We start from the raw sequence: 14,861 nt of genomic DNA, 5'->3' as shown, positions 1-14,861 counted from the left end.
GTTGGCTGTAGTTAACATTATTTGTTTCATCAGACTCTATTTGATTGCCGGGAGCATCTGATTGAACCAGAATGTAATAAGTGCCTTCTTTGGGTCGAGAAGTAATTAGATTAGGCGTTTGTAGAGTTGCTTTGAGTGTGTATGTGCCAGTACGGCTACTGTAACCACCAGCACGAATGTAGTAATCGCCAACATAGTTACTATTTGAATTGGCAAAGGTGTAAACTATGTGAGAATCTAAACCATAGTAATCGTCATTAGCCGCAAGTATTTGACCGTCTTTGTTGTAGAGATATAGATATGTATCACCCAGCGTGCCAGAGCCACGAAATTGGTCAAGAGTAATTGTATCCCCAGGAGAAGCAAATATCTTGAAAAAGTCTCCCTCGTAGGAAGTTGAGATTTCACCTCCAAGCTCCGCAACATAGGTGTTGGTTCCACTTGGAGCGAAATTGGGTGACAAGTCATTAGCAGTGGCAATGCTATCATTGCCCTCAATTTCATAAGGTAAGATATCAGCGAATGATATTGTGACGGTGGCATTGCTAGTGTAATATCCATTAGCAATCAGAGGTGCAAATTGATTTTGCACTTGACTGAGCAATGGAATATCATCGCTACTAAGTTTCGTGTCCTTAGAAAGCCAAAGGCGATCGCTCCAAGTTGTTGTTGTGTTAACATTACCAATGTTACTGACTAGCCAATTGACATCAATATTTTGACCAAACAATGCAGCTAAAGGAGCTGCTACGGATTCAACTTTCAAGTCTGAGATGTTAGCAGTCTGGTCAGTCCATACCCGGACATTATCAATTCCCCAAGACTCATCACTCAGTCCTTGCAAACCACCATCAGCAAAGCGAATTTGCGTAGTTGAATCTGTAGCTGTGAAGATAATGGATATAGCGCGATAGATGGAGTCAACCGCAGAACTAAAGCCAAGATTATTTACGCTACCAGAGTTTGGCTCAAGGTTATAAGTTTGGGAATTGCCGAGAACATTATTAAAGGTTTCTTTAAAGACTTGTGTATTATTAAGAAAAATATTAAGATAGTCTGGGCCAGAGGATGTATTGTTACCTTCCCAGGAATCAAGAGCATAGAAATCAAACTCTAAACGGTAAGTTCCTCCGGGAGTAGTGTTGAGGGTTAATGTTGTATTTTCATTACTGAAACGTCCAAGAAAGCGACTGAAAGTATTGGGATAAGTATTGTCAACATTTGTTGTAGACCACTCAGAACCAGCGGTAGACTCAAAATCGTTGAAATATAACGAGTTTGGTTGTGATGTTGGTGAAAAAGTAATAGCTTGACTTACACCAACATTATTGTTTTCGCTTGACTCTACTTGGTTATTAAAAGCATCAGTTTCTACAATAATATAGTAAGAACCATTAGTATTGAGAATCCCAGTCGGCAATTTTACGGATACAGTGCGGGTGAAATCCCCTCCACTAGCAGCAACGATGGAGTTGTTATAATCATCGGCTGTCAACAGCAGCAGATCGTCATTACTCTTGAATGTATCTCTGGAAAACCAAATGCGATCTCCCCAATTTCTAGTTGCACTGGCTGTACCAATATTGCTAGTTCTCCAGTTAACATCAATAGTTTGTCCTAAGAAAACAGTAGAAGGAACATCTACTGTTTCAACTTTCAAATCTGGCGTCAGCAGGTTTACACTAGCGGTGAATATATCACCACTTTCACCACTAATGCGATTACCATTTTGATCCATCTGGTTACCCACGACATCTCGAATGTCAGGGCCAAGAACCATAGTGTAAATACCTGGGACAATTTGAGAGTTGAAAGTCACTTTGAAGTTTGTACCAGAACCGCTAACACCAGTAATTTGGTTCAAGATGTTTGTACCATCATCTCTTGTATGACCGCTGGCGTTATATGCTTGAAGGATACCTGGGTCGCTGGTGTCATCACCTATAATGTCAATTGAGACAATTTCTACTGGATTAATGAAATCGGCTCGTAGCCACCCAGAGCTTGAGTTCCAATCATTGCTGCCACCATAGCTAAAGACACGGCTACCAGTAGATGTGTAAGAAGAGGTTTGAGCAGTAACTGTTGATGAGTATCCTTCTGTTGATAGGGTAACGCCAGGTATGGCATTGGTAATAATAGTACCAGCAGTGAAGTTATCTGGTTCAATCGTCAAAGGTGCTGTATCCAATACACCTAGCACTTGAGGTGTGGTTAAAAGCTGAGGCTGACTACGAGTATTATTGGGTTCTAAATCGTAATCTGCACTGCGAGTAACGGTGAGATTGTACTGCTGCCCTGCTTGACCGATAATGCGAGCATAATACGTCCCTGATGTTGGAGCTACAAAACCGCTGATGTATTCACTGACATTTTTTGCTCCTTCAACCCCACGGGCTAGTGTTACTCCAGAGCTATCCCACAACTCTAAATCTAGATTACCGCCGCTTTGTGCAATAAAAGCGATTAGCGGTTAGCGAGCTTGCGATTAGTTTTAAACAAGCCGCCCAATATGAGCGGGGTATTAACCTCCCCAAGATTAATTTTTCGCCCACGAGGGGCGAGGCATGTACCGGGTTAATAGCTAATAGCTAATAGCTAACAGCTTTGTCAACAGTCAACAGTGAACAGTTATCAATTTTTAACTGATAACTGATAATGCGGATACTTGATAACTGTTAAGGGTTTGAAACCCACGGAGGTGGGTTTTGTTTGTGTAGAAGCGGTTTCTAAGCGCCCGTTTCGCGTTAAGTTTACTTGACAGATTAGTAGGGTGGGCATTAAAATTTCTACCCTACTAATTAACCTGTATTTTCAGTCAATTACAAAGGACTGTAATTAATTCGTCGCGCCCGGTTGCGTTGGAACAATCGGTTGCGTTGGAATAACCGGTTGCGTTGGAACAATCGGTTGCGTTGGAACACTCGGTTGCGTTGGAAATGGGGTAGTCTCTAAACTTGGACTTGAACCCGCAGGTATTATAGTTGACGGTGTAGACGAAGATGAAGCACCGATAACACTATCATCAGCACTGATACAAGTATCTAACGCCTGTGTAGCGGGAAAGTCGATTTGACTATGCAAGCCAACCACACACTGCCCAAAGCGCACGGGTAACAAACTACGTCCACAGTAATCTAGAACTGCCAGATTAACTGCTTCCTTGGTACTTAAGCTGACGCCAACTACACAGGTAGCTAACTCCTCAGGACGCCGGGCCCTCCCACAAGAAGAAAGCGCATCTGTCGCGGCAATTTGGGTTTCCTTATCAATTTTAACCACGCAAGCAGCTAAATCCCTTGGACGCAATGCTGCTGCACAACCTTGTGATGCCGCTTCTGCCGTTACACCCACGCTCAAAAGGCGACCTGCACAGACACTATAATCATTGTTGTAGGAAGCAGCGATCGCTGTATTTGGTAAGATCGTTGCCAAGCATCCAGCTATAGCCAAAACTGGTACTGTTAAAATCCTGGAGGTGGAACTGGCTTGTTTGTTCTTACCTCTATTAACCGCTTTATTGCTCATTGACGTTGCCATTCTCCAAACACCCAAAGTTATGCTAACTCAAATATCTTAAAAATCCTCTGTAATTAAAGAATTTCGGCGGTAGCAAGGTATAGACATAATTAATTATGCCGGAAATTGTGTTAATATAACTGTTTGAAAGATAAGTAGGCAACGTAAAAAGTATTTCAGAGTAAGAATACTGCGTAAACCAATCTGATGATTGAGTAGCCTACGAAACTAAATAAACACAAAAAACTTATTGGCAGGAGTACGGCGTGACAGGCTGGAATTCAGGCTTGGAAGCTAGTATGTCGGTATCGACTTAAAGCAACTGGCACAAAAGTTGATGCCTCTAGTTTGGTAGGATACGTCATACCAAGGCAAGCAGCCTCAAAAAACCAAGAATTCCCTGATTTTTTATCAGGGGAATGTCAAAATGGAATGTTTGGGTAAAGTTTAAACAGGATTAGATTAAGGAAACTCATGTCCCGATATAGAGGGCCACGCCTCAGAATTGTACGCCGCTTGGGCGATTTACCAGGATTAACTCGTAAAAGCGCCAGACGCGCTTATCCGCCTGGTCAGCATGGTCAGAACCGTAAAAAACGCTCTGAGTATGCTATCCGTTTAGAGGAAAAGCAAAAGCTCCGCTTCAACTACGGTTTGACTGAAAAGCAATTGCTGCGCTATGTGCGGAAAGCCAGACGTGTTACTGGTTCTACCGGACAAGTGCTGTTGCAATTGCTAGAAATGCGCTTGGATAATACCGTTTTCCGCTTGGGTATAGCCCCGACTATCCCAGCAGCCCGTCAACTGGTAAATCACGGTCACGTAACTGTTAACGGTCGTGTGGTTAATATTGCCAGTTACCAATGCCGTCCTGGTGAAGAAATTGCGGTCAGGGATCGCGCACAATCACGGAAGTTGGTGGAAGCTAACTTGCAATATCCCGGTTTGGCAAACCTCCCTAGTCATTTGGAGTTTGACAAAAATAAGTTGGTTGGTAAAGTCAACGGCGTTGTTGAACGGGAATGGGTGGCACTACAAGTTAATGAACTACTTGTGGTGGAATACTACTCACGACAAGCGTAATTGTCATTTGTCTTTAGTCATTTGTCCTTAGTTATTTGCGAAGGGCAAGTTCTAAAGTGTGAGCAGAACAAACGAAACCTCTGCTCACACTTTTTATTTTTAATTAAGAATAATTAGTATGGGGGTCTGTGTTCAAGCATACCCCTTATTTTTCCTTTGAGGTCGGCTATTTAGTGTGCAATACGCTTGGGTTAAGGCTAAAAAATAAAACTGGTGTAGGTTGGGTTGAGGAACGTAGATCCAAAGGGGCTTCCCGTAGGGTAACCCAACATTATCAAGGCTTTGTTGGGTAACACTAAAGTTCAACCCAACCTACGATTCTTCTTAACTGAACTGTATTGATTTAGTGTGAAGATGTCACTGTAGAACCATCTATCACTTTCACATTCTGACCACAGGATAAATCGTTCGTTGGCACTTTCTCTTCTATATTTTGTGCAGAGAAGTAAAAATTCTTGCCCTGCCAAATATCCAATTAATTATTTTCGGTCTTGAATCAAAGCCACAATTTTATGGAGAATTATCAGCTTCAGGAAGAACAATTGTAATTCCATATTCGGGAGCAGTTGCTAATATCCGGTCTATGGCTTCTTGAGTTATGGGTAACGGTGGAACTGACGAATTTTCTACTTTAGTTCCGACTTGTGCAAAAAACTTTTCTAGTCCACCTGGGGTAGCCAAAATCAGCATTTTGGCTGGTACAGAACCAATATTTTTAAAACTATGGAGTTGGCCTTTAGGAGAATGCAAGAATGTTCCGGAAGTTGCCACAACTGTTTGTTCATCAAGATAAAACTCAATCGAACCCTCTTGAATATAGAATGCTTCATCTTCTCGACTATGAATATGTGGCGGCGGGCCTAATTGGGGTGCAAGTACTACTTCAAACAGTGCATATTTGCCATCTGTTTGTTCACTCGTAGCTTTAAAGGTGGTTACATCACCTGCTACTGAATAACTATCACCTTCACCTGGTTGCGATAATATTCCATAATTAATTGTCATTTTCAATCATCTCCTGAGTTTTATGACAAACAGATTGCGCCGCTTGCACAAATCAACAAAACACAGCCTAGCTATGATTAAAAAGTCGAGTAATTAAGCTGCAATGGGCTTCCTACGATTGTTGGTACGGAAAGGAAGTAGGACACTTAGCTTTAATGCTAAAAATGATTTAATTTAAAGCGATCGCTCAAATTATTTCTTTATTTGTAGTGCTTGCTGACTCAATGGCACTATAATATCTTGGGACAATGGATAGATAACACCATCAGTAGGCAGAGATTTCATAAAAGCTATTACCTCTTTTGTCCAAAGTCCAATTCTAACCGACGTTCGTTGAAGTTTGAAGCTCAATTGCTTAGTGGAGCAAACAATTAATGACTTGGAAAACGACATTCCTCTTTATGGTACTGGCAACTCTAGTAGTAATACTTGTGGGTTGGCTAACCTCAATTGGAATATTACCAATTAGTCAAATGATTAACTATAGCGATGCTGGACTGAGATTTATTCGAGTTTGGATCTTGTTAGCGATCGCTATTGGGCTTATTGTTCCTACAATTACGTTTGTTATTTGGTTTAAGTATCCTGAAATTCGCAAAATCTTTGGCTTCTACTTGCTAGTTCTTATTATCCAAATTGTCACTGAACAAATAGTCAGTAGAGTTTGGTTGCCAAGTTTAGTGGTAATTATTGGTACACTTTACACTGCATTTCGAGTTTGGCAACTTTGGCAATGCGTGATGATGTGCAGGTGAGTCGCCTGTTTACAGATACTCACGAACAACTCCCCAGAACCCCGGAAATTATGGGATTTTCAATTTCCTGGGAACTGGATTATGTGAATATTTTAAATTTGCTGGAATCTTTAGAAATTCCCATTCTGGCAACTTCTCGTAATGATTCTCATCCAATAATTTTTGGTGGTGGCCCCGTTCTCACAGCGAATCCTGAACCTTTTGCAGATTTTTTTGATGTAATTTTACTGGGAGATGGCGAAAACCTCCTGGGAAATTTCATTGAGGCGTACAAAGAAGTCAGAAATGCCTCAAGACAAACTCGACTAGAAAGACTTGCACAAATCCCAGGAATTTATGTACCCAGTTTGTATGAGGTGGAATATCACACAAGAGATGGTGAAATAAAGTCAATTAAACCAATTTCTACAGAAATTCCCGCAGTGGTGCAAAAGCAGACTTATCGGGGAAATACTTTATCGGCATCAACTGTAGTCACCGAAAAAGCCGCATGGGAAAATATTTACATGGTGGAAGTGGTGAGAAGTTGTCCAGAAATGTGTCGCTTTTGTTTGGCGAGTTATCTTACACTACCTTTTAGAACAGCCAGTCTTGAAAGTTCATTAATTCCAGCCATTGAAAGAGGTTTAGAAGTCACAAATCGGCTAGGATTATTGGGCGCTTCAGTCACTCAACACCCAGAGTTTGAAACTTTGCTGGATTATATTAGTCAGCCAAAATACAATGATGTCCGTCTCAGTATTTCCTCAGTCCGAACCAATACTGTAACAGTGCAGTTAGCAGAAACTTTGACGAAACGAGACACGCGATCGCTTACCATTGCAGTAGAGAGTGGTTCCGAGAAAATCCGGCAAATCATCAACAAAAAGCTGCATAACGACGAAATCATCCAAGCGGCGGTAAATGCCAAAGCTGGCGGATTAAAAAGCTTGAAACTCTACGGAATGGCAGGAATTCCCGGTGAAGAAGCAGAGGATTTAGAGCAAACTGTGGCGATGATGCGTAATATCAAAAAAGCTGCGCCGGGATTACGGTTAACATACGGATGCAGCACCTTTGTACCCAAAGCACACACACCGTTTCAATGGTTTGGGGTAAATCGCCAAGCCGAAAAGCGGTTGCAGTTTTTGCAAAAACAGCTAAAACCACAGGGAATAGAGTTTCGCCCAGAAAGCTATAATTGGTCGATTATACAGGCTTTGTTGTCCAGAGGCGATCGCAGAGTGTCCCAACTCCTCCAACTTACTCGTGACTTTGGCGACTCCTTGGGTAGCTACAAACGTGCTTTCAAACAACTCAAAGGACAAATCCCCGATTTAGATTTCTACGTCCACGCTGATTGGTCAACAGAACAAGTATTACCTTGGAGCCACTTGCAAGGGCCTCTGCCACAGTCTACACTACTAAAGCATTTGGCTGAAGCTCAGAGTTATATCAACCCATCCCCCAAGGAACTACAGCCACTACTGGGAGGGACTCGGTAATAGGGGAGTAGGGGAGGCAGGGGAGGCAGGGGAAGTAGGGGGAGAGAATTAATAACCAATGCCCCATGCCCAATACTTCGACTTCGCTCAGTACAAGTGCCCAATGCCCAATGCCCAATACCATTGAATTCATAGCTGAAAACTTGATGCAAAACACAGCTGAGTATTACTGCGCCTATTGCGGCGAACCCAACTTAACTTTTATTGATTTGAGTGCTGGAGGACAGCAATCTTATGTTGAAGATTGTCAAGTTTGCTGTAACCCAAATATTTTGTATGTTCGGGTTGATGAAGATACCCTAGATATCGAGATTGATACAGAATCCGAAAGTTGAATTTTAGGTTTTTCTTTCCATGCTGCACTTTAAACATTCCTCAGTAATTAATGCCCCACCAGAAGTAGTTTGGAAATTTCACGAAAGGGCAGATATTTTGCAACTGCTGAATCCACCTTGGCAGCCAGTCCAAGTGGTTCGTCGTGAGGGGGGACTGAACGTGGGCGCTATCACAGAATTTCGCCTGTTTCTCGGCCCATTACCCTTAACTTGGTTAGCGCGTCATACTGAATGTGAAAAATATCACCTATTTACCGACGAACAGATATCTGGACCCTTTGAATCTTGGGTACATCGACATGAATTTGAACCGGAAGCTGACAAAACTAGGCTGACTGATGCTATTTCCTTTTCTATGCCTGGTGGAGGAACAGTTGAATTTGTCAGTGGTTGGTTAGTGCAAGTGCAACTAGAAGCTATGTTTCGCTATCGCCATTATGTAACGAAACGAGAATGTGAGTCACAATAGCAGAATCTGCTGGTAGCAAAAATTAATTATCCTGATTCTTCAACCCTTGCCGCGAAACCCACTTTATCAAACAGGAAACAAGCAATACAAAGCTTGCGAGAAATTCGCCGAACCAACCATCGCACCTGTAATCAGTATCGTAGGAGTCATACTTTAAGTTTGAAAAACCTATTTACTGTTTATTCGTCTGGTTAATAACACTCTAGAAACCTTGTAACTTTCGTTAGATTTTTTATCATATCCAAAATAGTTTTTTAGTGATATTACAAGTTCTGATTAGCAGTTGTTTGGTAAAAATATAGGATTCCTATTTGATTTTTGAATAAACACCGTACACCTCGAAAAGCCTGATTCCCTACTCCCTACTCCCTATTCCCTATTCCCTACTCCCCGCCTACGCAAATAATTTCAAAAATCAAAGCGGATTACTATACCTCTGTTCTATAGGTAATAAAAGCTATTATTGAACTTTTGTTAGATAAATATTTCCTAAACTCCTTAAAATTTCATTCTTTAGAGTTGCTTCTACTTTGAAACTAGAGACAGATAGCGCCAAATGGGTAAGTTAAGTAATATGAACAAAGTAATTAGCTTCTTAAGGGAATTTAACAATGCCACTTTATCCTAGTGATAAAACTGAAACTGCATACAATGGCAAAGACCGCAATGCTGGTGATCTTGGGCTAACTCCTCAGTCTGAACTTTGGAACGGTCGCTTGGCTATGATCGGTTTTCTAGCTTACCTACTTTGGGATCTCAATGGTTATAGCGTAGTGCGGGACGTACTTCACCTCATTCCATAAACCCCCGCTAATTATTGACCATCTTTGTTGCAGGCTTAGTACAACATTTCATTAATTCGTAGCGAATTCTCTGCGTACCTTTGCGCTTACCTCTGCGCGACGGCAGTCGCTACAACGGGGAGCCACTGCGTTGGACGGGAACACCTGCTTGAAGCAAGTGGCGTGCGAACCCCCGCAACGCGCCCCCTCCCCTCTGCGTTTAAATTTCAACCCTCAATTCGCCACGATTTTACGCAAAGCTGTACTTAGATTATATCCAAAAGTATCAAAGAAAATGCACTGGTTATGCTAGATACTAAGCTTTCCAGTGTCATTACTTGTATTACTCAACCTTCTAACCGAAAACAGTTTTTAGAATAGCAGTTGCTTGTGCAATAATAGTTAAAGTATCTTAATATTTATACATATTTTCGCTCATTGGCATTGTCCACTGTAAAACATTGACCACTAACAGATTTCCCGGTTAGTTGTTTTTGTCATGACTATATTTTTGGAATTTTCACCTCAATATTAGGCGGAGGAAAAGCGTGATCCAGTTAGAACAACCACCCAGTCATCAAACAAAACTGACTCCAGTAGTGAGAAGTAAATCTCAGTTTAAGGGGCTTTTCATTGCTATTGTCATTGTTAGCGCATGGGTCATTAGCCTAAGTTTATTACTTTCTCTTGACATTTCCAAGCTAAAATTTTGGATGTTATTGCCTATAATACTATGGCAGACATTTTTATATACGGGATTATTTATTACATCTCATGATGCCATGCATGGGGTAGTATTTCCCCAGAACCCCAAAATTAATCATTTTTTTGGGACATTAACCCTATCTCTTTATGGTCTTTTACCCTATAAAAAATTATTGCAAAAACATTGGGTGCATCACCACAATCCAGCAAGTGAAATAGACCCAGATTTCCATAATGGGAAACACAAAAATTTCTTTGCTTGGTATTTTCATTTTATGAAGGGTTACTGGAGTTGGGGACAAATGATTGCTCTGACTATTATCTATCACTTTGCTAATCACATCCTTGATATACCCCATGCTAATCTAACAAACTTTTGGGTGATTCCCTCGCTTTTAAGTTCATTCCAATTATTTTATTTTGGTACTTTTCTACCCCACAGCGAACCTATAGGAGGTTATATTCAGCCTCATCGCGCCCAAACGATTAGCCGTCCAATTTGGTGGTCATTTATCACATGCTATCATTTCGGCTACCACGAAGAACATCACGAATATCCCTATATTTCTTGGTGGCAGTTACCAGAAATTTACAAAGCAAAATAGTTCTTGTTTATCTAATATAATGGCAACAAGAATCACACGGTAATCTATATAGTTTGAGCAAGGCATTCTTTTAGATTATCCTACTTATGCCAATTAATAATTCTCGTCTTGTCACCTATAGCCCTGCTTATACAATTGTTCCTACTTACGAGTGCTTTAATCGCTGTAGTTACTGCAACTTTCGCAGCGAACCGGGTAAAAGTCCCTGGATGAGTATTTCAGATGCAGAAAGTATTTTAAAGCCACTTCAAAGCCAAAATGTCTGTGAAATTCTCATCCTCAGTGGTGAAGTGCATCCCCATTCGCCAAGGCGTCAGGCGTGGTTTGGGCGTATTTATGATTTGTGCGAGTTAGCATTTTCAATGGGGTTTTTACCGCATACCAATGCAGGCCCCCTAAGTTTTGAGGAAATGCAAAAGCTGAAACGTGTGAATGTTTCAATGGGGCTGATGTTAGAACAGTTAACGCCAACATTATTAAATACTGTACATCGGCACGCACCAAGTAAATTACCAGAGGTACGGCTGCAACAATTACAATGGGCGGGAGAGTTGCAGATTCCCTTTACAACTGGGTTACTGTTGGGAATTGGAGAAACTATAAATGATTGGTGGGAAACTTTGGAAGCTATTTCTAACTTGCACCAACGTTATTATCACATTCAAGAAGTCATCCTGCAACCTCATAGTCCTGGACATCAGCAAACTTTTGATGTACCACCTTTTGATCCCCATGAATTACCAGAAGTAATTGCTAAAGCGCGTGAGATTTTACCGCCAGATATTACTATTCAAATTCCGCCTAATTTAGTTAAAGATAACTGCTGGTTACTGGCTTGTATCGAAGCTGGTGCGCGAGATTTAGGTGGAATTGGCCCAAAAGATGAAGTGAATCCCGATTATCCTCATGTTCAAGAACAAGCATTAAGAGAAATTTTACAACCTGCTGGGTGGGAATTGGTGGCGCGTTTACCGATTTATCCGCAATTTGATAGCTGGTTGTCGGGTGAATTACAAACAGCAGTGAAGCGTTGGCGAAAAACTCTAACCCCAGTTTCTCTTTTGTAAGAACAGGGAAGTAGTTAAGAATATTCGTAGGTTGGGTTGAGGCTTTGCGAAACCCAACAAACCCCGCTCTTACGTTGGGTTTCGTTCTTCAACCCAACCTATAGCAATCCGATTTGATTTTTGAACTTATTTGCGTAGGCAGGGAGTAGGGAGTAGGGAGTAGGGAGTAGGGAGTAGGGAGTAGGGAGTAGGGAATCAGACCTTTCGAGTTGTACGGAGTTTTTTCAAAAATCAAATAGGAGTCCTATACTCCATTAATGAGTGTTTGAACTCCATTAATGAGTAGTTGAGCTTCATTAATGAGTGTTTGAACTCCATTAATGAGTGTTTGAGCTTCATTAATGAGTAGTTGAGCTTCATTAATGAGTCTTTGAACTCCGTTAATGAGTCTTTGAGCTTCATTAATGAGTCTTTGAACTCCGTTAATGAGTCTTTGATACTCATTAATGAGTCTTTGAACTCCGGTAATGAGTAAAATAGGGGGTCAAAACATAAACCTCTAAAGGACAGCTTGCCAAACATATATTATTGAGCCTGTGTAAGCAAGCTTTGTCCATGTAGGGCTGGACTTGACTTTGAGCGCAATTATCTGGGTGAGTTTGGGTTAATATAGCGCTACACAGGGAAATTCTAAATTATGCAGGATAATTTTGCCTTTTTAAAGCGGCTGTACAATTCTTTTGACCCATTTCGACCCTTACCCGCAGGAGATCCCGCTTATGTCGATTGTACAGAAGTGCGCGGAGATGGGGATATCTTGGTAGAGGTGGGAAGAGAGATTTTGTTGTCTAACAGAATGACTTGTCAACTTTATGCAGGTCATCGCGGTGCAGGTAAATCAACAGAACTGCTGCGTCTTCAGAAACACTTAGATGAGCAAGGTTGCTTTGTTGTCTATTTTGCCGCCGATGAAGAAGATATTGATGCAGAAGATGCTCAATATACAGATATTCTCTTAGCTTGTACACGCCACTTATTAGAAGCATTAAAAGATAGCGCCTCTCCTAACACTTTGTTGAACTGGTTAGAAGAACGTTGGCAAGATTTAAAGGATTTGGCGCTGACTGAGGTATCTTTAAAAAGTTTAAGTGTAGAAGCACAAATTTCTCAGTTTGCTAAAATCACAGCAAATTTGAGAGCCGAACCCAGCCAACGCCAGAAAATTCGTGAGAAAGTCAATCCGCACACAATCAAATTGATTGAGGCGTTGAATCAGTTTATTAAAGATGCAAAACAGCATTTACCTTCAGGATATTCTCAACTAGTATTAATTGCTGACAACCTAGATCGGATTGTGCCTATACCTCAAGAAGATGGACGCAGCAATCACGACCAAATTTTTCTAGACCGCAACGAACAACTCAAAGCCTTAGATTGCCATTTGATTTACACAGTACCAATTTCTTTGCTGTATTCTAGCCAAGCAGCAAATGTAGCAAATATCTATGGTAATGCTCAGGTATTGCCGATGATTATGGTGCAAACTCCTAATAATGAAAACTACCAACGCGGCATTAATAAAGTTACTGAACTGCTGCAAAAACGTCTGACTTTAATAGACCCTAGTTTATCTATCGTAGATATGTTTGAAAACAGGGAGGCATTAGAGATTCTATGCCTGATGAGTGGGGGTCATGTGCGAAATTTATTATTATTAATGAAGGAAGCTATTAAATACACTAACAGCTTACCTATTCCTACCAGAGCTTTACAGCGATCGCTTAGTGAGTTGCGAAATACTTATCGAAATACTGTTTTTGCCAATGAATGGGAAGCACTGGCAAAAGTGTATCATTCTAAACAGATAGAAAACGACCAACTGTATCGAGGTTTACTATTTAATCGCTGTATTTTGGAATATCGTTATTTAAATGAGCAGGGAGGAAGTCAAGTTTGGTATGATATCCATCCCCTGATTAAAGGTATTAACGAATTCCAGGATACTTATAATCAATTGTACCCGTCATGAAACCAATTCGCAATTCGCAATGGGCTACGCTTTAAGCAAAGCTATGCCGCAGGCTTTACGCAATTCGTAATTAAACTAAGAGCATGTCTGAAAAGTTTTTTTGTATACACCTAGCCCTTGGAGATCCCCCTAAATCCACGCCAGTTGCTCATGGGGGAAACCCCCATCGCCCTTGGCGTCTCCCCTTGGGAGAAGACCGCACTGGCTCCACGATAAATTGGGAGACTTTAAGACTCTTATCCCCCCTTTTTTAAGGGGGGTTAGGGGGGATCAACAAATATATAAAATCTAATATTTAGTATTATTTACCTCAGATTATGACACTACGACTAACTAATTGGGATAAGGATTTACCAGTAGCAGGAGATGAAGAATATCAAGCTTTAGTTCGCACTCTTAATTTCACAGAAGGCTTTGGCTTGTTATTTGTCCGTTGTTCTCCGGCTAGAGGTGAGCAGTTGATTGCCAAAGTGAAAGAAGATATTAACGATAAAAATATTGAAGTCTTACGATTAAAAGACGCTGTTACTAATTTATATAAAATAATTGAAAATTTAGATAATCAAAATAAAATAGATGTTTTATTTATTACAGGATTAGAATATTCATTGTATGAATATGAAGAGTGTAAAGCATTCTCAGGCTGGAATAGTAAAGATATTTATTCATATAGTTGGAAAGGTGTACCACCTGTTTTAATTAATCTCAATCAGCAACGAGAACGTTTTAGAGATAACTTTAATATTTGTTTTGTGTTTTTGTTACCTATATTTGCGATAAAATATTTGATTCAACGCGCTCCCGACTTCTTTGACTGGCGTTCGGGGTTGTTTGAATTTCCTATAGATTCAGAAATCGTAGAGCAAGAATCATTACGTATACTCCAGGATGGGAATTATGAAAAATATCTCGCTCTAACACCGGAAGAAAGAACTCAAGAAATCATAAAAATTCAAGAATTAATTACGAATTACTAATAATATTGTCAGGACTTTTTAACAGAATTTTGAGAGTTGCTTTCAGCAAGTACTTCAAATTGACCCATGCAACCGTTTTCTGCGATCGCATCCTGATGGGGATGGA

14 protein-coding genes are annotated in these 14,861 nt (G+C 40.7%); 11 read left to right on the top strand and 3 right to left on the bottom strand.

From position 1 onward, the window contains the following. Both LC574_RS04245 and LC574_RS04240 read right to left on the bottom strand, forming a co-directional pair. A partial coding sequence (locus LC574_RS04245; RefSeq protein WP_229451640.1) for a CARDB domain-containing protein occupies positions 1-2,425 on the bottom strand: 2,425 nt, incomplete at its 3' end. 413 nt (positions 2,426-2,838) lie between these two features. Beyond that, a complete protein-coding gene (locus tag LC574_RS04240) occupies positions 2,839-3,528 on the bottom strand; it encodes a hypothetical protein (RefSeq protein WP_229451639.1) in 690 nt (229 codons plus the stop codon). Between the two features lie 465 nt (positions 3,529-3,993). On the opposite strand from LC574_RS04240, the gene rpsD reads away from it, so the two are divergent. Beyond that, positions 3,994-4,602, top strand: coding sequence for a 30S ribosomal protein S4 (gene rpsD / locus LC574_RS04235; protein ID WP_109010946.1), 609 nt, complete (start codon positions 3,994-3,996; stop codon positions 4,600-4,602). Positions 4,603-5,112: 510 nt separating this feature from the next. Here the strand turns inward: rpsD and LC574_RS04230 are convergent. Then, complete coding sequence (locus tag LC574_RS04230; RefSeq protein WP_229451638.1) at positions 5,113-5,607, bottom strand: quercetin 2,3-dioxygenase; 495 nt, start codon at positions 5,605-5,607, stop codon at positions 5,113-5,115. A 374-nt stretch (positions 5,608-5,981) separates the two neighbouring features. Between LC574_RS04230 and LC574_RS04225 the strand changes: the two genes are divergently transcribed. From LC574_RS04225 to LC574_RS04185, 10 genes are all read left to right on the top strand, one after another. Further along, complete coding sequence (locus tag LC574_RS04225) at positions 5,982-6,362, top strand: hypothetical protein (protein WP_229451637.1); 381 nt, start codon at positions 5,982-5,984, stop codon at positions 6,360-6,362. Further along, positions 6,341-7,846 carry a radical SAM protein gene (locus LC574_RS04220; RefSeq protein WP_229451641.1) on the top strand — a complete coding sequence of 502 codons (1,506 nt, stop codon included), beginning with the start codon at positions 6,341-6,343 and terminating at the stop codon, positions 7,844-7,846. Before LC574_RS04225 ends, LC574_RS04220 begins: the two co-directional genes overlap by 22 nt. 146 nt (positions 7,847-7,992) lie before the next feature. Then, positions 7,993-8,181, top strand: a complete 189-nt coding sequence (locus LC574_RS04215) for a CPXCG motif-containing cysteine-rich protein (RefSeq protein ID WP_012411100.1) — start codon at positions 7,993-7,995, stop codon at positions 8,179-8,181. A gap of 19 nt (positions 8,182-8,200) precedes the next feature. Further along, positions 8,201-8,650 (top strand): SRPBCC family protein, encoded by a 450-nt coding sequence (locus tag LC574_RS04210; RefSeq protein WP_229451636.1) that lies wholly within the window; start codon positions 8,201-8,203, stop codon positions 8,648-8,650. 611 nt (positions 8,651-9,261) lie between these two features. Continuing rightward, the gene (locus LC574_RS04205; RefSeq protein ID WP_229451635.1) at positions 9,262-9,453 is read left to right on the top strand and encodes a chlorophyll a/b-binding protein; all 192 of its coding nucleotides are present in this window, start codon (positions 9,262-9,264) and stop codon (positions 9,451-9,453) included. A 527-nt stretch (positions 9,454-9,980) separates the two neighbouring features. After that, on the top strand, positions 9,981-10,742 hold the full coding sequence (gene crtW / locus LC574_RS04200; RefSeq protein WP_229451634.1) for a beta-carotene ketolase CrtW: 762 nt from the start codon (positions 9,981-9,983) through the stop codon (positions 10,740-10,742). Between the two features lie 86 nt (positions 10,743-10,828). After that, on the top strand, positions 10,829-11,809 hold the full coding sequence (cofG, locus tag LC574_RS04195) for a 7,8-didemethyl-8-hydroxy-5-deazariboflavin synthase subunit CofG (RefSeq protein ID WP_229451633.1): 981 nt from the start codon (positions 10,829-10,831) through the stop codon (positions 11,807-11,809). Between the two features lie 349 nt (positions 11,810-12,158). After that, complete coding sequence (locus tag LC574_RS37765) at positions 12,159-12,284, top strand: hypothetical protein (RefSeq protein ID WP_267871404.1); 126 nt, start codon at positions 12,159-12,161, stop codon at positions 12,282-12,284. 162 nt (positions 12,285-12,446) lie between these two features. Beyond that, complete coding sequence (locus LC574_RS04190) at positions 12,447-13,778, top strand: ATP-binding protein (RefSeq protein WP_229451632.1); 1,332 nt, start codon at positions 12,447-12,449, stop codon at positions 13,776-13,778. A 317-nt stretch (positions 13,779-14,095) separates the two neighbouring features. Then, the gene (locus LC574_RS04185) at positions 14,096-14,755 is read left to right on the top strand and encodes a hypothetical protein (protein ID WP_229451631.1); all 660 of its coding nucleotides are present in this window, start codon (positions 14,096-14,098) and stop codon (positions 14,753-14,755) included. Positions 14,756-14,861 lie beyond the last annotated feature (106 nt).

The organism is Nostoc sp. CHAB 5715, from assembly GCF_020829685.1.
Lineage (GTDB): Bacteria > Cyanobacteriota > Cyanobacteriia > Cyanobacteriales > Nostocaceae > Nostoc.
The sequence above is the reverse complement of the archived record's forward strand: the minus strand, read 5'-3'. Positions and strand labels throughout refer to the sequence as shown.